General features: G+C 60.9%; 24 protein-coding genes. 18 read left to right on the forward strand and 6 right to left on the reverse strand.

Features of this window, described 5'->3' with window-relative positions:
• Positions 1-21 precede the first annotated feature (21 nt).
• Entirely contained in the window at positions 22-327 is a 306-nt protein-coding gene (locus tag NLM25_RS26980; protein WP_254139007.1) for a histone, read from the forward strand.
• Between the two features lie 49 nt (positions 328-376).
• Here NLM25_RS26980 and NLM25_RS26985 read toward each other — a convergent pair whose 3' ends face one another.
• The 3 genes from NLM25_RS26985 to NLM25_RS26995 all read right to left on the reverse strand — a co-directional run bounded on the left by NLM25_RS26985 (position 377) and on the right by NLM25_RS26995 (position 2,656).
• Positions 377-1,123, reverse strand: coding sequence for a hypothetical protein (locus tag NLM25_RS26985; RefSeq protein WP_254139008.1), 747 nt, complete (start codon positions 1,121-1,123; stop codon positions 377-379).
• 95 nt (positions 1,124-1,218) lie between these two features.
• Positions 1,219-2,091 carry a DMT family transporter gene (locus tag NLM25_RS26990; protein ID WP_254139009.1) on the reverse strand — a complete coding sequence of 291 codons (873 nt, stop codon included), beginning with the start codon at positions 2,089-2,091 and terminating at the stop codon, positions 1,219-1,221.
• A 118-nt stretch (positions 2,092-2,209) separates the two neighbouring features.
• Entirely contained in the window at positions 2,210-2,656 is a 447-nt protein-coding gene (locus tag NLM25_RS26995; RefSeq protein ID WP_254120385.1) for a hypothetical protein, read from the reverse strand.
• Between the two features lie 291 nt (positions 2,657-2,947).
• Between NLM25_RS26995 and NLM25_RS27000 the strand changes: the two genes are divergently transcribed.
• The gene (locus NLM25_RS27000) at positions 2,948-3,211 is read left to right on the forward strand and encodes a hypothetical protein (protein WP_254120386.1); all 264 of its coding nucleotides are present in this window, start codon (positions 2,948-2,950) and stop codon (positions 3,209-3,211) included.
• A gap of 29 nt (positions 3,212-3,240) precedes the next feature.
• On the opposite strand, the gene NLM25_RS27005 is transcribed toward NLM25_RS27000, so the two are convergent.
• A complete protein-coding gene (locus NLM25_RS27005) occupies positions 3,241-3,702 on the reverse strand; it encodes a host attachment protein (RefSeq protein WP_254139010.1) in 462 nt (153 codons plus the stop codon).
• 314 nt (positions 3,703-4,016) lie between these two features.
• Between NLM25_RS27005 and NLM25_RS27010 the strand changes: the two genes are divergently transcribed.
• From NLM25_RS27010 to NLM25_RS27080, 14 genes are all read left to right on the forward strand, one after another.
• The gene (locus tag NLM25_RS27010; RefSeq protein ID WP_254139011.1) at positions 4,017-4,307 is read left to right on the forward strand and encodes a hypothetical protein; all 291 of its coding nucleotides are present in this window, start codon (positions 4,017-4,019) and stop codon (positions 4,305-4,307) included.
• Between the two features lie 449 nt (positions 4,308-4,756).
• Positions 4,757-5,722, forward strand: a complete 966-nt coding sequence (locus tag NLM25_RS27020) for a helix-turn-helix domain-containing protein (protein WP_254120390.1) — start codon at positions 4,757-4,759, stop codon at positions 5,720-5,722.
• Positions 5,723-5,913: 191 nt separating this feature from the next.
• A complete protein-coding gene (locus tag NLM25_RS27025; RefSeq protein ID WP_254120391.1) occupies positions 5,914-6,066 on the forward strand; it encodes a hypothetical protein in 153 nt (50 codons plus the stop codon).
• A 197-nt stretch (positions 6,067-6,263) separates the two neighbouring features.
• A complete protein-coding gene (locus tag NLM25_RS27030) occupies positions 6,264-7,556 on the forward strand; it encodes a site-specific integrase (protein WP_254139013.1) in 1,293 nt (430 codons plus the stop codon).
• Between the two features lie 179 nt (positions 7,557-7,735).
• Positions 7,736-7,960 carry a hypothetical protein gene (locus NLM25_RS27035; RefSeq protein ID WP_254139014.1) on the forward strand — a complete coding sequence of 75 codons (225 nt, stop codon included), beginning with the start codon at positions 7,736-7,738 and terminating at the stop codon, positions 7,958-7,960.
• Between the two features lie 26 nt (positions 7,961-7,986).
• The gene (locus NLM25_RS27040) at positions 7,987-8,679 is read left to right on the forward strand and encodes a hypothetical protein (protein WP_254139015.1); all 693 of its coding nucleotides are present in this window, start codon (positions 7,987-7,989) and stop codon (positions 8,677-8,679) included.
• 17 nt (positions 8,680-8,696) lie between these two features.
• Entirely contained in the window at positions 8,697-8,858 is a 162-nt protein-coding gene (locus tag NLM25_RS27045) for a hypothetical protein (protein WP_254139016.1), read from the forward strand.
• Positions 8,858-9,169 (forward strand): hypothetical protein, encoded by a 312-nt coding sequence (locus NLM25_RS27050; protein ID WP_254139017.1) that lies wholly within the window; start codon positions 8,858-8,860, stop codon positions 9,167-9,169. The genes NLM25_RS27045 and NLM25_RS27050 overlap by 1 nt, the downstream gene beginning before the upstream one ends.
• Entirely contained in the window at positions 9,169-9,372 is a 204-nt protein-coding gene (locus tag NLM25_RS27055) for a cold-shock protein (RefSeq protein ID WP_254139018.1), read from the forward strand. The genes NLM25_RS27050 and NLM25_RS27055 overlap by 1 nt, the downstream gene beginning before the upstream one ends.
• Entirely contained in the window at positions 9,372-9,599 is a 228-nt protein-coding gene (locus NLM25_RS27060; protein ID WP_254139019.1) for a hypothetical protein, read from the forward strand. The genes NLM25_RS27055 and NLM25_RS27060 overlap by 1 nt, the downstream gene beginning before the upstream one ends.
• Entirely contained in the window at positions 9,596-10,354 is a 759-nt protein-coding gene (locus tag NLM25_RS27065) for a hypothetical protein (protein WP_254139020.1), read from the forward strand. Before NLM25_RS27060 ends, NLM25_RS27065 begins: the two co-directional genes overlap by 4 nt.
• Positions 10,303-11,439: a hypothetical protein gene (locus NLM25_RS27070; protein ID WP_254139021.1), complete on the forward strand. Its 1,137-nt coding sequence runs from the start codon at positions 10,303-10,305 to the stop codon at positions 11,437-11,439. Before NLM25_RS27065 ends, NLM25_RS27070 begins: the two co-directional genes overlap by 52 nt.
• 76 nt (positions 11,440-11,515) lie before the next feature.
• Entirely contained in the window at positions 11,516-12,715 is a 1,200-nt protein-coding gene (locus NLM25_RS27075) for a hypothetical protein (protein WP_254139022.1), read from the forward strand.
• Positions 12,678-13,262, forward strand: coding sequence for a hypothetical protein (locus NLM25_RS27080; RefSeq protein ID WP_254139023.1), 585 nt, complete (start codon positions 12,678-12,680; stop codon positions 13,260-13,262). Before NLM25_RS27075 ends, NLM25_RS27080 begins: the two co-directional genes overlap by 38 nt.
• 51 nt (positions 13,263-13,313) lie before the next feature.
• Here the strand turns inward: NLM25_RS27080 and NLM25_RS27085 are convergent, their stop codons facing one another.
• Entirely contained in the window at positions 13,314-13,742 is a 429-nt protein-coding gene (locus NLM25_RS27085) for a hypothetical protein (protein ID WP_254139024.1), read from the reverse strand.
• A 198-nt stretch (positions 13,743-13,940) separates the two neighbouring features.
• Between NLM25_RS27085 and NLM25_RS27090 the strand changes: the two genes are divergently transcribed.
• Positions 13,941-14,255, forward strand: coding sequence for a hypothetical protein (locus NLM25_RS27090; protein ID WP_254139025.1), 315 nt, complete (start codon positions 13,941-13,943; stop codon positions 14,253-14,255).
• Here the strand turns inward: NLM25_RS27090 and NLM25_RS27095 are convergent.
• Positions 14,252-14,647 carry a hypothetical protein gene (locus tag NLM25_RS27095; protein WP_254139026.1) on the reverse strand — a complete coding sequence of 132 codons (396 nt, stop codon included), beginning with the start codon at positions 14,645-14,647 and terminating at the stop codon, positions 14,252-14,254. The two genes, NLM25_RS27090 and NLM25_RS27095, sit on opposite strands and share 4 nt — an antisense overlap.
• Positions 14,648-14,987: 340 nt before the next feature.
• Here NLM25_RS27095 and NLM25_RS27100 point away from each other — a divergent pair, with 340 nt between their 5' ends.
• On the forward strand, positions 14,988-15,593 hold the full coding sequence (locus NLM25_RS27100) for a hypothetical protein (RefSeq protein ID WP_254139027.1): 606 nt from the start codon (positions 14,988-14,990) through the stop codon (positions 15,591-15,593).
• Positions 15,594-15,692: the final 99 nt, after the last annotated feature.

Raw genomic sequence — 15,692 nt, forward strand, 5'->3', positions numbered from 1 at the left:
ATACAAACCGTGGGGGACGATATGGACGACGAGAAGCCGATCACCGACCAGGCGATGGACACGATCACCACAGCCGTGGAAGCGACCAAGGAAGCCGCAGTCATCGCCGTCAAGAAGGTCAGGAAAGCCGCCAAGAAGGTTGCGAAGAAAGTAGCGCCGAAGAAGGCTTCCAAGAAGAAGGCCAAGAAAACTTCGAAGAAGGCCGCCAAGAAGGCTTCGAAGAAGGCGGCAAAGAAGTCGTCGAAGAAAGCGGCCAAGAAGGCCGCGAAGAAGGCTGCCAAGAAAGCCACCAAGTCAAAAAAGAAGGCCAAAAAGGCCAAGCGCTGAGGCACAACGCTCGGAGTCTCCGGGGGCCGGCGTGCCCGGAGACTCCTCCCTACCCTCGCCGTTTTGCGGCGCGCCGACCCGGGTGATGCTCGCCTTGCGGATCGCGAAATTCGCTGCGATGACCGCGCCGGTCTTCGGCATTGAACCGCCGCCGCTTCTCGGGTGAGCCGAACTGCTTGATCACCCGCTTGCCGTTGACCTTCTTGATGACGTAGCCGCCCTCGGTCATGGAGAACGGTGCCTTGAGCGATCCCATGTGGTCGAATTTGGTGCCGCGGGGATGCTCGAACGGCTCGAACCAGGACGGATAGACGAAGTTCGACATCGGAAAGCCGTTGACGAGGAAAGCCTCCTCCTCGACGGCGTCGCAGACCTCGTAGGCATATTGGGTGTGCCGGGTCTTGTCGGCCCACAGATTGGCCATGGGATCGAGCACCATCTCGAACAATTCGTGAGACGCAGCCAGGCTGACCGGCTCATCCTCACTCAGCGCCTTGAGGAAGATCTTCGAGATCGGCTGTCCCCGATGCGTCAGCTCATGCCGCCCGAGGAAGTTCTCGTGGGTGGCATCGTCGAAATAGACCAGCTGCCAGTCGGACGGCTTCGGCCTGCGGGTGACGTCGAGATCGACGGGATAGCCCCATACGGGGAGGAAATGCTCGTCGTAGCATTTCTGCAACGCGGCCGTGAGCCTCGCCATCTTCCGGTCGCTCATCATCTCTTCCGCGTAGTTGATGCAGGCAATCCGGACCGGCTTCAGGGACCTGCCGAGCAGCGCACGTCTGGCCTTCTTCATGAAATCACCATGTGAAAGGGAAGCTGAAATCAGCCCAGCCTAGCACGAGCGCGCACCGCACGTCAGGGATGCATTCCGGCGCACCACTTGTTGACCTAGAAGCGCCGGTTGACCACGAACACCGCCGCCGCGCACATCGCCATGCCGGCAATCGCCAGCGCATCGAGCTTCTCGCCGAACAGCAGATAGGCCATCAATGCCGTGACGGCGGGCACCAGGTAGAACAGGCTCGCAACCGAGGTCGCCGCTGCGTGGCGGATCAGCCAGTACAACAGCCCGATCGACCCGATCGAGAGCGCCACCGCGAGCCATGCAAGCGCGAGCACGAACTCCCGCGTCCAGTGCACCACGCGGTCCTCGAACACGAAGGCGCCGACCGCGAAGAAGACGGTGACGGCGACATACTGCACGAGATTGCCGGCGCGCCAGTCGATGTGGTTGCAGTAGCGGCGCTGATAGAGCGTGCCGAGCGTGATGCTGATCAGCGAGACCACCGAGGCGAGCCAGCCGAGCCCGGCCTCGCCGGTCATGGGACGGCCGTGCAGGATCAGCACCACGCCGCCGAGGCCAAGCACGAGCCCCGCCCATTGCACCGGCGTCACGCGTTCGCCGAGCCAGCGGTTGGCGATGGTCGAGGTCAGGATCGGCTGAAGGCCCGGAATCAGCGCGGAGAGTCCGGCCGGAATCGAGTGCGCGATCGCAATCGCAGTGCCGCCGAGATAGAAGCCGTGGACGAGAATGCCGGCAACAGCGCTGTGCGCGACGTCGATACGGTCCGGCCATTTTGGTCGCGCCGCGCCAGCAATGATCGCCATCAGGACGACCACGATCGCCATGCGAATGGCGAGATAGGTCAGGGGATCGGCATTGTTGATGACGTATTTGGTGCCGATGAATCCGGTGCTCCAGAGCACGACGAACAGGATCGGCGCGGCGCGGGCGGTCAGGGCTTCTTGATTATGGTTCATTGCCGCCCTCATTGCCCGACCGGGGCCTGTGCGGCAATGCGAATTTCGGCGAGGTGCGACGCGTTTTCGTCGTCGGCGATGCTGCGCTGCGACGGACGACGGCGTTCAGCTCAGCCGCTCACCATTCTTCCGGACAGGGGTCGATGATCTTCCAGAGCTCGACACCGTTCTTGATCTTCTTCATGTCGGTGGTGAGCCCACCATTGCGGCGAATCCAGTCCTTCACCGTGTCGGGGTAGTAGGACATCAGGTCGGACGTCCCCTCCGCGCTGGTGACCTTGATGCCGAAGGTGAAGGCCTTGTCGTAATAGGCTTGGTGGAAGCCGAGGCTCGCGCGCGGCGTCACGCAGATCTTGTTCATCGGCACGATGCCGAGCACCAGGGTGCAGGCCGAGTTGCAGATGCCGTCGATGATGACGCGCTCACCCTTCTCGCGGACCCGCTTGTACTTGGCCTTGTACTCCTCGACATAGCCGCCGTGGTCGCGGGTAATGTGCAATTCGGCGCGCGCCGGCGTGGCGGCGGCGACGGAGAGCAACAGCAGGCTCAAAAGCGTGATGCGCATGGTGCGTGACGGCGGATGCCTTCAGGAATGGACCGGCCTCGAAGGACCCCCAAAGGGCCGGCAACAGGATTCTTAAGCGAATTCTCTTTGGTCATACTTGTGTGGGGAATTCGTTAAGCATCCCGAAAAGGCCAAAAATGGGCAGCCTTCGGCCCCATATCGGGCAATTCTGTCACACCCACCCGGGAATCTGCGGGATCGCCCCCGATTTCCGGGCGCCGGACGGGTGCCCCGGCGGCCCGAAATGGCTATAAACAGCTGTCCTATTCGCGCGGGTTCCGGAGAATCGAGATGAGCACGTTGAAGCTTGTAGCCGCGGTTGCTGCCCTGTCGGCTGCAATCCTCGCCCCTGCCGTCGCGGAGGCGCGGGGGCACCACCGGTACCACCGCTACTACACGAACCCGCTGCCCTATCCGATTAGCTATCTGCACAATTACGGACCTGGTATCACCCCCGGCACCTTCGCCCTTTACGACGGCCCGTCGACCAACCATTGCTACCAGGGCTCGGCCACCTACATCGGCCAGGACCGCCGCCGGCACCCCTGCTACTGAGGGGCGCCGCGCGTCCTCTGCGGGTGCAGCTATCCGGCGGCACCCGACAGTAGTAATTGCTTCTCGATCTCGTAGACCGGCAGCTTGACGAGGTCCTTGCCGACCTCGCCCTGGAGCGCTTTGCGCACCACGTCCGAATAATCGGCACGGATCATGCCGAGCGCGCGTGGTGAGGCCACCATGGTCAGCGCCGAGGTCTCGCCCGCGCTGACAGCCGCATCGAGCCGGCCGGCCAGGCTCCGCAGGAAGGCGCGCTCGGCCTCATCGTGCCAATCGGTCTGCTCGACCGAGCTGCGCGCGCCGCCGACGGCGGCATTCAGCCGGCCGGGCGCATCGGTCCCCTGCGCACTGGTCGAGGGATTGGGATGCTCGTGCACCTCCCGGGTGTGGAGGTTCGGAAACATCTCGTCGCCGAGGTTTTCCAGAATGAGCGCCTTGCGCCCGTCGCACACGACCAGCCAGTCACCCTTGTCTATTCTCATCTTGTCCATTGCGCAGCTCCAGGCAGTTTCGCAAGCCTGCTCTTCGAATTCCTCGAAAGGCTGGCCATAACGGCAAGACTAGAGACGAAGCCCGACCCGTGAATTGCGCAGGATCAAGGATGGCGGCGATGTCTTGCCAAGCAACGCCAACGAAAGCGCAGCATTGGTCACCCGCGCGAACCTGGGATAGTCTGGCGGAGCGAAAGGTCAGGCCTGCGGCGAAACTGGCTGAAGATTTGTTCATCAGCATTACATTTCGGCTCCGCCACAATTTGATCAGAACAACTTCGATATCCTTTATTGCGTAAGCAGAGGAAGACATCATGAATCCTAAGATTGGCCTCGTCGCCGCATCCCTGTTCGGTGCCTTGGTCGGTGCCCTCGCGGCATCGCCGGCGGCGTCCGCCATGCCTATCGCGCCCGCACCTGCGGTGCCGCAGGTCTCCGACGTCGAGCAGGTCCGCATGGTCTGCGACGCTTGGGGACGCTGTTTCTGGCGCCCGAACTACTATGGGTACTACGGGCCGCGGCCGTACTACGGCCCCCGGTATTACGGGTATGGGCCTCGCTACTACGGGCCTCGCTATTACGGGCCACGCTATCGCCGCTGGTGATTTTTGAAGGGGCCTTCGGGCCCCTTCGCATTTGCGAGATCGCGATTTGCGTGGAGCGATTCCAAAACTGATCCAGATCAAAGATGAAATTCGCCGTGCCGTCATTCTACATCGATGGCGGATTTCATCGTTTTCCGATGCCCCCAGACGGGCATGAATGTGCAGACGCACCTCGAGAAGCAGCCAGGGTTTGAGGGGCGGAGGACTGAAGGGCGGAGCTTCGAGTCTTTCGCCTGCCCCGCCTGCACGCGGCTCCATTTCATCGACCTCACCTCCGGGCTGCCGATGAGCCGAGACCGTTGACGGTGACATCGATCGAGCCAGCCTCTTGGCATGATGTCCGCAATACTACTGCCCGGAATCCGGTTTACTGAATCACCATGTTTCGCCATTGATGGCGATGTATCGATATTCATTTAATTGTCACATTTCAGCATCCGGCCAGAAGCATGTTCTTCGACGCCCTCGCTCCCTCCTCCGCCCTCCAGTTGGTCCGGTTCACCGATGTCGACGCGTTCCGGCCGGCCGAGTCGATGGAAGATGCCCGCAGCATTCCGCTCGACGTCGCCAATTTCGCAGCAGCCCGCGCGATCGTGAACCTGCCGGGGTGCCGGATCATCGTGGCGAGGTCGTTTGCGCGGATCCTCGATTCCACCTATCGCGCACCGGGCGGCATGGTGATCCTGCCGATGACCGACGATCTGCGGGCGAGCTCGAGCGGGATCGATCTCGACTCGCGCATTTTCATCGCCTTGCGCGGCAATCATCACTGCCATTTCGTCGAGCATCAGACCAATTACCACGCGCTGATCATGTTCTCGCCCACGCTCAAGGATCGCGGCTGGTTCGATCGCGCCGACGCGCTATGGGTTCGCCTGGCGGACCCCGCCGCTCACCTCTATGCGCGGCAGCTCGTGCAAGACATCCTGCGGACCGCGTCGGTCGAGCCGCACATGTTCGAAACCACGGAAGTCGCCGCGCATCTCCAGGAAGGCCTGCTGCTCGCCTTCGACGACCTGTTTCAGATCGACCCGCTGTCGGAGCGCAGCGCCCCGAGTGCAGGTGCGCGATCCGCCAGGCTCGTGCGGCAGATCGACGATTACGTCGCAGCCTATCCGACCGCTCCGATCTACACGGCCAATCTCGCCGGTGAATTCGGCGTCTCGGTCCGGACGCTCGGCGGCGCGGTGAGCAAGGTGTGCGGCATGAGCCTGCATCAATACATCCGCCTGAAGCGGCTGTGGGCCACGCGCTCGCGGCTCCTCAAGGGCGGCGGCGCGACGGTCGCCACATGCGCGCGCGCCCAGGGATTTCATCACCTCGGCGAGTTTGCCGCCGCCTACCGCGCGACCTTCCACGAGGCACCGTCGGACACGCTGGCACGGGCCCGGCATACCAGTTTCTCCGCAAGCTGACATCACGGGCGCAACGCCGATCGTTCGGCCCTGCGCCCTCGCGTCGGGCCGCGACGGAACCAGTCCCTTCGGACCGCATTAGCAAGTTCGAGAAGTGTGCCGCCAGCCAGCCCCGGCGGCGCACCGAAGAGCCCCGCGCATCCACGCGCGGGGCTTTTTCTCGCCGTCAACGAAATGGTTCAGGGAAAAGAATGTCCATCAGCCGCAATCTATTGTTTCTGATCATCGGTGCGCTGGCCGTCACGGCAGCGGTGCTCGGCTACAATCTCTACCAGGCGAAAAAGCAGCCCGACGGCCTCCAGATCAATGTCGGTCCCAATGGGCTGAAGATCCAGGGCAAGTAAGGGAACCGGCGGATTGAGGCGGCCGGACCTCAAGGCTCCGGCCTGACAAGTGGCGCGCTCGGAAGGATTCGAACCTCCGACCCTCGGAATCGAAATCCGATGTCATACGTTGTAATTGCTAGACAAATCCCGCTTATATTGCGCCTTTGCTGCGCCTGCTGTAAACTCCGAACAGTTTCCAACGGTCGGGGCGCAGCATGTCGGTTCGAACTCATACGTGGACCACCAAGACCGGCGAGGCTCGCCAAGCCTACGTGGTGCAGTACAGCACGCCCGAACTGGACAGCCGCGGCAAGCGCCGCCGGCACCTGAAATTCTTCCAACGCAAAAAGGATGCGGACGCATTCCACGCTCAGGTACGGGTCGACGTGGCCAAGGGCGTGCACGTGCCGCACTCGAAAAGCATCACCGTCGCCGAGGCCGGCCGCAACTGGCTTGACGCTTGTGGGGATCTGGAACGGACGACCCGCGACGGTTACGAGCAGCACTTTCGCGATCACATCAGCCCGTATCTTGGCGGCCTAAAACTGTCCGCCCTCACCGTCGCGATTGTGCGCGACTGGCAGGACAAGCTTCGCAAAGGCACTCCGGCGCCAGGACAGACCGAAGCCGAGCCGCGATCGGCCGACATGGTGAAGCGCGTAACGGGCGACTTGGGGTCATTGCTCGCCGATGCTCAGGAACGGGGGCAAGTCGGCCAAAACGTCGTTCGCAGCCTTCGGGCCGGCCGCAAACGGGGCAAACAGCGCCAGGCGGAGCGCCGGGCCAAAGGAAAACTAAAAGTCGGTGTCGACATTCCAACCCCGGAAGAAATCGACTCGATCCTCAAAGCCGTCGACGGACGTTGGCGACCGCTGATGCTCGTCGCAATTCGCTGTGGGTTGCGAGCGTCAGAACTGCGTGGTCTTCGGTGGCAAGACATCGACTTCAAGAAAGCCAAACTCCACGTTCGCCAGCGCGCCGATGCGTTCAACGAGATCGGCCGGCCGAAATCCGAAGCCGGTGAGCGGACCATACCAGTCCCCCCAAAGACACTCGCCACGCTTCGAGAGTGGAAACTAACCTGCCCTCGCCGCAACACTGGCCGGCGCGATGAGCATGGCGAACCTGTTCGTGAATTGCTCTACGTTTTTCCCAACGGCTCGGGCAACATCGAGAACCATTCGAACATCGTCAAACGCGGAGTGATCCCGACCATGCTTGCCGCGGGGGTGACGGCGCCCGTTGTGGACGAGCAAGGCGCTCCCGCCCACGATGACGACGGAAAGCCGCTTCTGCAGGTGAAGTATTCCGGGACCCACGCACTGCGCCACTATTTCGCGAGCTGGTGCATCAATCGGCCGCCGGTTGGCTTGGGATTGAATCTCAAGGAGGTGCAGGATCGCATGGGGCATTCCAGCATCACGATGACGGCCGACAGATACGGCCATCTGTTTCCGCGCGCCGATGACTCCGCTGAGCTGGCCGCGGCCGAGGGCAATTTCGGTTAGGTAACGTTCGATTAAGCTTTATCGAGTATTGTCGGGTTTGATTACACCTCTCTACGGAACCAGCAGCGGGATGCTGTAGCGGTTCTTGACGACAGCGAGATGCTGCCGGGAGCACGAAGCCACCATGGCTCGCTTCCGGCTTTTTTGTGCCCAGCGAGCCTCTTGATGGAGTCTCGCTTGTGAAAACCGAAACCCCAAATTCCATCGCAGCGCCGAACGATTTCGTTTGGGGCGCCGCTGATATCAGCAAATACCTGGGCCGTTCAAAAGAAACGACCTGGTTCATGCTCGACCAAGGACGCGTGCCTGGCGCGAAGAAGATCGCCGGCCGCTGGGGAATGCACGTCCCCACCTTCCTCGCCAGTTTTCAACCCACCGCAACGCCGCGCGCAAACGCGGCCTGATTTTCAACATTCAGGAACACCTACCAATGAGCCAGCCCTATTTCCGTCACAGCGAGCGCGTCGCTGCGGCGATCTCCAACGCAGCGATCCGCAACGCGCTGACCGGCACGATCGAACTGCATTGTACCCTGGACGACGTGACCAGGGCGTCTGTTGCCAACATTCGCGACGACAAGGATCTGAGCCCGGCCGGCAAGACCAAGAAGGCCCGCGAAGTCATCGGCTCGCGCGCGTGGGAAGTGATCAAGGCCGAGATGCTCGCCCGCCGCCTCGCCGAGCGCATCGAAGAAAAGCGCGCAGCGCTGAAGCTGCCGGAGATCGACAAAACCGACGCGGCCGGCGCTATTCTTCGAAATCGCGTCCGCGACCAGATCGCCGGCAAGACGCAGCAGGAATTGCGCGCTCTCATTCCGACCATGTCTCCGCTTTTCCTGACCACGATACTTGAAGCGCCCGAACTGATCGGCGCGGATGCGCAGACGGTCGATGTAGCGCGTACGCATGCGATCGAACTGGCGCATCCGGGCATGACTGCGACACTGGAAGCCGAGCGCGAAGCGGTCAGCCTACTCGCGAACGCCACCGCTGTCATGACCAAGGCCTATGGCGAACTCGGCGAACTACCGAACAACACCGCGCTCAAACTCTTTTTGGACGAGCGCGTCGTCGACCAGCGGCACATCGCAGCCGAGGTCGAACGCCTGATCACCGAAGCGTAACCCACAGGAGCCAACCCATGGTCAAGAACCTCAATGCCGATTCCGCCTCCCGCCAGATCACCGAAGCGCTTCAGCCCGTCGTTGACGTGAAGATCACACCGACGCCGGATCCGCGCCAGGGCGTGCCGGCAAAGAAGCCGCTGCCGGCCGATCTCGCTCGCGCGCTCGGGCAGTCGTAATGCAGTATTTCGAAAGCAGCATGTCTGGCTACCGGCAACCTCGTTCATGGCAGGTGAGCGCCGGCCCCAGCTTTGGCTTAGGCGACACAGTCTCGATCGAATTGCTCCAAGGCGAGCGCGTTACGGTCGTGTCCCCCAACAGCAGCTCCACCGGAGAACTCGCCGTCGACTCGATGGGCCAAAGCTTCGCGGCGCAGCAGATCCCCGTTCCCGCCAATGGCATAGCCTCTTTGGGGCCTGTCCCGGACAAAGGTCGGGTCGTGGTGCGGGTGACCGCCAAGAGCGGTTCCGTGCAGGTGTCTGTGTCCTGATGACAAAAATCGGCGAAGTGAAAAACTGGAACGACGAACGCGGGTTCGGATTTGTGCGCGTCGATGGGCATGACGTCTTTTGCCATGTTTCGGCGCTTCCGCATGGCACGACCAAGCTCGAAGTTGGCACTCATGTGGCCTTTGACATCGGCATCAACGACCGGTCCGGCAAGCCCATGGCCACGAACGTCAGGCTCGCGTAATGACCAACGCATTGAAAACGATCACCCTCGAATTCGAAGCCGAATTGCTGAGCGGCGTCCGCAGCGGCGCCGACGAAGCCGAGTTGGCGAAGATCCGCGATCGGGCTTTCGACCGTCTGCGTGAAGTCAAGGAAGGTCCGTCGCCTCCGTGCCTGGACTCGATCTTCGACGTCGCCGGCGAGATCGGCCGCAAGCTCGATATGGCGCTTGAGACGACCCGCGCATGACCGCGACAAATATCGTAATCAGCCCCAAGAACCAGACTATTCACGTAGTCACCGATGCGGCGAGCTATGACCGCAACGGTGTCTTGGCCGGGTTTTTGCCGAAATTCTACACCGTGCCAGGTTGGCCCGGTGGCATCGCAATTCGCGGCATGTCAGTCGCAACGCCCATCCTCGGCTACGAACTGACCAATGCGTTCGCGACCTTCGATGATCTCGTTGAATGCATCGAGATCGTTTTGCCCTCCATCGTCAGCCGATGGCAACTCACCGACCATATCGAGATGCTTGTGGTTGGATTCTCCGAGGCGCGCGGCGGTCCGGAAGCATACGTAATCGAAACAACGGATCAGACGCCAATCGGCGTACCCGAGGGCACTAAGGGCGAATATCTCCCTGAGCCCTTCGTTCTTCAGCGACTTCCGAATGTCATCGTCGGTCCGGTGATCCCCGGCGAAATCATTATGGACGCATGGTTCGAAGGACTCTCCGAGAACGACGAGCCGGCGCTTCTGAAGAACAGGTTGCGCAAAGTCATCGAAATGCAACGCCACGCTCTGTTCGATGACGAAGTCCATTGGATCGGTGGATATGTGCAGCATAGCACCATCACTCGCGAGGGAATTTCCCAATGTCTACTGCAAGACTGGCGCTCGGAAGATCAAATCGGGCAACTCATCAAGCCGGCGCCTATCGACTGGCCAAGTTGGAACGTCGCTCACGGATTTCCGCCCGGCCGCCGTCTCGCGGTCGGCTAGGTTGCTACGGCGCCATCTCGCAACGGATTGCTCTACTTGGCAACCTGGCAACCGTCGAGGATCAAGTTAAGGCGAAGGAACTTGAACTCGCCGCGGCAGCGCTACAGGGCGTGTCGGTTTCGGACAAGCAGCGCGACGCCATTCTGTTGGCCACGCGCGCGCAGGCTGAAATGTCGCGCGTCTCCGAACAAGCGAGCATTGGCGTGTTCAGCTTCCGCGACGCCAGCAAGGCTGCCAGTGACCAGCTTCAATCGTGGATCGACAGAGGCATTGTCGATCCGTCCAATCTGCAGGCTTTTACAGCGGCTTCAAACCTGGCTGCAAAATCCGTCGAAGCGCTCGCAGACCAAGCAAAGGTCGCCGGGTCGATGCTGCCCCAATTCCAGCAAGCCTTAAACGACGCCGGCAACGCGCGGAAGCAACTCGACTCCCTCATGGTCGAGGGAATGAACGTAAATCGCGGGTTCTTTGTTGAATTCGGCCAACAGCTCCGCCAGGGCGCGAGCGCGTGGGATGCGTTCAAATCGGCCGGCCTGAACGCTCTCGGCAAGATCGCCGACAAACTGATGCAGATGGCGGCAGACAAACTGTTCGCCTCGGCGTTTGGCGGATCGTCCTCGGGTGGTCTGCTTGGACTGCTCGGCATGGGTGGCGGTGGCGGCGCGATCAACTTCGACGGCTCGATTGCTGGCGCGATTGGTCCGACGTCGGTCGGCGGCGCTCCGCTCGTCGGCTCGTTCGCCAGCGGCGGCTACACCGGCCCCGGTGGCAAATATCAGCCGGCCGGCATCGTCCATAAGGGCGAATACGTCATGGACGCCGTGACCGTGCGACGCGTCGGCGTGGCCAATCTGGACAGCCTGCGCGGCTACGCCGACGGCGGGCTCGTGGGCAGCATGACACGCGCGGCGAACAGCAATTCGCCATCCGTGGTCATGCAGGACAACCGGCAAATCAATATTGGCGAGGGCGCATCGGCCGAAACGGTTCTGCAACTCCGTGAGGAATTGGCTCGCGATCGCGCCGCCCGCTACGCCGACACGGTCAAAATCGTGCAGAGCGCGAAGAAAAGGCGGGATCTATGAGCACGGGTCAAGCCTTGAAAATCGAACTCGGCAACCTACCGCCCGACGCATTGATCGAAGCAAGGAAACAATCTCGATGACCGCACTCTCTTCATACTCCACCGGCACCGTCACCGTTTCTGCGGGCGGAACGACCGTCACCGGCACAGGCACCATTTGGTCTGACGGCAGCGCAAAGCCTGGCGATCTCCTGCAAATCGGCAATTTTCAGTCGGTGATTTCAGACGTCACGGACGCCACGCACCTGGTCATTCCGCCGTGGGGCGGCGGCGCGCAGACCGGTGTTGCGTACAAAATTTGGCAGGTCTCGCCGCAGCGCTTTGCCGGCGCGGAGGTGATGGGGACCGTCAACAAGCTGGTGACGGCCTTCAACACGTCGGGCTTTTTCGTTTTCGTTGACGTCGATGCAACGGACCCCGATCCGTCCCTTGGCGACGATGGCCAGTATGCGTTCCAGCCGACCACCGGTAAAACGTGGGTCAAGAGCGCGGGCGTTTGGACCTATCTCGGAATTTACAAGGCGTTCAATCTTCGCGGCGCCTACGACAACGTCACGACGTATTCCTACGGCGACGTGCAGACGACGTCGGGCTCGTCGTACATCTACATCAACGACACGCCGAGCGCGGGGCATGCCGCGCCAAACGCGACGTATTGGAATGTGCTGGCGTCCAAAGGTGCGGACGGTGTTGACGGTGACGCCGCAACAATTTCGGTCGGAACGGTAACGACCGTTGCTTATGGCAACCCGGCGACGGTTACGAATTCGGGCACGCCTTCCGCCACTGTCTTCGATTTCGAGATTCCCGCCGGCCAGGATGGGGCTGGTACGGTCGCCGATCCGACAGCCACGATTGGCTTGACCGCGGTGAACGGGTCAGCGTCCAGCGCGATCCGATCGGACGGCGCGCCGGCGCTGTCTCAATCGATCGCGCCAAGCTGGACCGGATTGCACAGCTTCAACGCCTTCCCGGTCAAGATTGGCTCTCCTGCGAATGCCCAATCTGATCCGGCCATCTCCATCACCAGAGCTTTCGACAACACGGGATCCGGCGATGGCCACGGCGTCAGTGACGGTACGGCCATTAGCCGGACAACCGGCGGACCCATCGGGTATGCGTCTTTCGATGGCCGCGTGACCCTCAGCGGTACTGGCAATTTCGATCACTACGCTGCGATCCAGTCTCTTCCAACATTCAGCCAAGCCGGGACGGTCAGCAGATATTGGGCGACAGCTGTTGACGGTGCCGCCAACAGCTGTCGCGACGGTGACTGATGCGAGATTGCATTGCGCCGTCGATATTACCGGAGCCGGGACGGTTACAGCGCAGTATGGCTTCTACTGCGATACCCTCACCAAGGGGGCGTCGAATTACGCGTTCTACAGCGCTGGATCGACGCCAAGCAAGTTCGGCGGAAATGTTGATGTCGGCGGCCTTTCCGTGGGTGGCGTTGACGCAACTGGAGCGTGGACGGCATGGACCCCGACCATCGGCTCTACGGTAGGCGCGATCACCGCGAAAAGCGGCGCAGGCAGGTACAAAAAAATCGGTAAGACCGTCATCTTTGGTTGCTACATTCTTGTCACCACCAACGGCACAGGATCCGACTATTTGACGTTCACGCTACCGTTTCCGACGTCCGCCGCGTCGTCCGCTGCTGCAATTCAGTTTCCGTTCGCTGGCTTTAAGTTTGGGGGCATCGGCTTAGCGATCATTACTGGCCCTGGCACGAACATCGGTTACATCAGAAAGTATGACGGCACTTATCCCGTGACCAGCGGCGATCAAGTCTGGGTTTCTGGCACCTACGAAACCGACTAAGCCGGCGCGAACGTCGCCGCGTCTTCCATGGGTAGGGGTCTCTGCCTAATTTCATATAACCGGACAATTCTGGTCGCCGCCGGCCCATCCGAGTATCAATGTTTTGTATCGGTCGCTTGCCAGCGTGTTGCCCGAGCGCACCGTCAGTTTAGAGCCCGCCGGCTGCTTATCGACGCGCACCGACAAATAGTAGTTGCGCGTTCCCAGGTTGATCAAAGACAGCGTCATCTCTCCATAGCCCAATTCGGAATATAGTTCCGAGTCGACAGCGAAGGATGCATATGCGCCAACGTTGCCGGCAAAACAGCGTTTGGCGGTCGTCGAAACCCTTCGATATATCTCCTGGTAATTTTCGGGATATGTCTGGACGATCGGCGCCGCCTTGGCTTCGAGATCGGCCGGAGTTGAAGAACAGGCCCCGAGCGAGACAGCGCAAACACTCCATGCGGCACAAAGCGCCGCCCGCGCGAGAACATCCATTTGAAAGCCCCCCCAATCGGAACATCAAAGCGCAACTTGCACGAGAATGCAACAAAAAGCCTGTAAAACTAGGGGTTATGTTGACAGTCAACATGAAACGCGCCGCGACCGTGCTACCGCTCGGTTGTGACCGATTGGACCGACGAAACCCTTAGACCTTTGGATGAGCTGGCTCGCATTGCCTTCCCGGGTAGCGGCGTGACCGCGGACACTTTGAAGCGGCGGGCGCGCAAAGGTCAGTTGCGCGTTTATCGACCAGGCAAAGCGTTCCTGTCGACGTTGGCTGACGTGTGGGTGATGGTTCAGGGCACGCGAATGGGACCGCCACCAATCGCGTCAAATCCGCTTGGTCTTTCCACGGCCGAACTGTCCCACGCGGCCCTTGAGCAAGCCCGCGAGGCGCTGCGCCGCCGAGAGGAACAGCGCATCGAGGACGATTGGGAACGGAAGTACGAGGCGCGAAAGGCGGCTCAGGCAAAAACCCGGCCGCCTCGCACCAAAGGACGAGACTAATGCGTCCTGCGCTTCCTGAGTTCGTCCCAACGCGCAGCAACGGTGCGCTGGTCCATGAAATAGTAGTGCCGATCGCGGCGACCGCGGCGGGCCGCGTGCCATGCGGCATCGGATTCGCTGTAGCCGAGTGCCGCCAGCTTCTCGCGCAGCGCGTCGGCAGCAGCCTCACGGGCTTCACCCCTGGTCAGTTTGAAGCCGTAGCGCCGAGCGGCCGCAAGGGATTCGCTGATGCCAGCCGGGCTTGCCTCCTTGGCGAACGTCTGCACGGCGGCCTCGTATTGGCGACGCTCAAAAATGAATTCCATCATTGCGCCGCCGTTGGAAAAGAAAGCACCCGGAAGAGTGTAAATGTGCGTGCTGCGGGCGGGGTTGAAGGTGGCAAGATTAATCATGCTGCTCTCCGATTCGGCCGGGCTGTTGCCCCAAGCTCGGAAATAACGTATATGCGATATATGCGGTTTGTCAATAACGCATATACGTTATTTGTAGGGAGTACCGATGCCACGCCCAGAGATCTATCCGGTCAAAAAGCTTGTCGGCCTCAGCGAGAGCATGCTTGAAGCAATCGACAAGTGGCGCGCAAAACAGCGGCCCATCCCAAACGTATCGGATGCAATCCGGCAGCTCATCGAGATCGGATTGAAAGCGCCGCGGGCGAAGGATTAGAGCCACAAGTGGCTAAACATTGACTTTCAATGTTTAAGTTGCTATCGTTGCCGTATGAAAGCAAATTTGCTCAAGGCAACAGCCGCGGAACTGACATCGCTTGCGCCCGGCACGGCTGCGGATCGTTTCCGGGATATGCAATCCGGCAAGCTAGTATCGAAGGGCGAACCCGGTCGCTACGGCGGCGTAGTCATGACCGACTCCGACCGGGTAAACACGCTGCTCGGGTTCACATTCGATCCGGCCCGGGGTGAGTCCCGCGTTGCGAACGTGAAGCGGATTAGGCGTTTCGAACTTTCAAGCGCCACTTACAATCCTCTCCGGACAAAGCTCTCTCCAGAGGATAGTGCACGGGCCGCATTCCAATTCGTGGAACGGCTCGGGATCAAGTTCGATGACTTGGGTACCGCGCTGGACGGGATAGTCGGCAGCATGCGCACGAGCGCTTTTCCAGACTGGGAAGCCGAAAACCCTGCGGACATCGTGGTCGACTTTCACGGGGACCGATCGGTCACGGTGATGATCGATCGCCCGCGAACGAACAATTCGGCCGTGTTCATCTTTGAACCGAAGAAAGCCCCGAGTATCGCCGCAATCGAGCGCATCACGAGGCTGCACCGCATCGTCTTCGAAAAGCTCGCAGCAAACGAAACGGCCCCGGATCAAGGTTGATCGCAGGGCCGCGGACGTCTGGTAAATTGCTTGGCGGCCTTTACCTAGCACAATCCGCGATTTTTGCAATCAGAACTTGGTTCGGGGACTCAAACGGAG

It is taken from the genome of Bradyrhizobium sp. CCGB01 (genome assembly GCF_024199795.1).
Taxonomy (GTDB): Bacteria; Pseudomonadota; Alphaproteobacteria; order Rhizobiales; family Xanthobacteraceae; genus Bradyrhizobium.

What these genes read in the sequence shown, in the direction of transcription:
- NLM25_RS27045 (WP_254139016.1), top strand. Translation starts at nt 8,697, where the DNA reads ATGGTCAAGAACCTCAATGCCGATTCCGCCTCCCGCCAGATCACCGAA.
- NLM25_RS27040 (WP_254139015.1), top strand. Translation starts at nt 7,987, where the DNA reads ATGAGCCAGCCCTATTTCCGTCACAGCGAGCGCGTCGCTGCGGCGATC.
- NLM25_RS27055 (WP_254139018.1), top strand. Translation starts at nt 9,169, where the DNA reads ATGACAAAAATCGGCGAAGTGAAAAACTGGAACGACGAACGCGGGTTC.
- NLM25_RS27020 (WP_254120390.1), top strand. Translation starts at nt 4,757, where the DNA reads ATGTTCTTCGACGCCCTCGCTCCCTCCTCCGCCCTCCAGTTGGTCCGG.
- NLM25_RS26990 (WP_254139009.1), bottom strand. Translation starts at nt 2,091, where the DNA reads ATGAACCATAATCAAGAAGCCCTGACCGCCCGCGCCGCGCCGATCCTG.
- NLM25_RS26985 (WP_254139008.1), bottom strand. Translation starts at nt 1,123, where the DNA reads ATGAAGAAGGCCAGACGTGCGCTGCTCGGCAGGTCCCTGAAGCCGGTC.
- NLM25_RS27095 (WP_254139026.1), bottom strand. Translation starts at nt 14,647, where the DNA reads ATGATTAATCTTGCCACCTTCAACCCCGCCCGCAGCACGCACATTTAC.
- NLM25_RS27075 (WP_254139022.1), top strand. Translation starts at nt 11,516, where the DNA reads ATGACCGCACTCTCTTCATACTCCACCGGCACCGTCACCGTTTCTGCG.
- NLM25_RS27030 (WP_254139013.1), top strand. Translation starts at nt 6,264, where the DNA reads ATGTCGGTTCGAACTCATACGTGGACCACCAAGACCGGCGAGGCTCGC.
- NLM25_RS27000 (WP_254120386.1), top strand. Translation starts at nt 2,948, where the DNA reads ATGAGCACGTTGAAGCTTGTAGCCGCGGTTGCTGCCCTGTCGGCTGCA.
- NLM25_RS27005 (WP_254139010.1), bottom strand. Translation starts at nt 3,702, where the DNA reads ATGGACAAGATGAGAATAGACAAGGGTGACTGGCTGGTCGTGTGCGAC.
- NLM25_RS26980 (WP_254139007.1), top strand. Translation starts at nt 22, where the DNA reads ATGGACGACGAGAAGCCGATCACCGACCAGGCGATGGACACGATCACC.
- NLM25_RS26995 (WP_254120385.1), bottom strand. Translation starts at nt 2,656, where the DNA reads ATGCGCATCACGCTTTTGAGCCTGCTGTTGCTCTCCGTCGCCGCCGCC.
- NLM25_RS27065 (WP_254139020.1), top strand. Translation starts at nt 9,596, where the DNA reads ATGACCGCGACAAATATCGTAATCAGCCCCAAGAACCAGACTATTCAC.
- NLM25_RS27060 (WP_254139019.1), top strand. Translation starts at nt 9,372, where the DNA reads ATGACCAACGCATTGAAAACGATCACCCTCGAATTCGAAGCCGAATTG.
- NLM25_RS27025 (WP_254120391.1), top strand. Translation starts at nt 5,914, where the DNA reads ATGTCCATCAGCCGCAATCTATTGTTTCTGATCATCGGTGCGCTGGCC.
- NLM25_RS27050 (WP_254139017.1), top strand. Translation starts at nt 8,858, where the DNA reads ATGCAGTATTTCGAAAGCAGCATGTCTGGCTACCGGCAACCTCGTTCA.
- NLM25_RS27010 (WP_254139011.1), top strand. Translation starts at nt 4,017, where the DNA reads ATGAATCCTAAGATTGGCCTCGTCGCCGCATCCCTGTTCGGTGCCTTG.
- NLM25_RS27085 (WP_254139024.1), bottom strand. Translation starts at nt 13,742, where the DNA reads ATGGATGTTCTCGCGCGGGCGGCGCTTTGTGCCGCATGGAGTGTTTGC.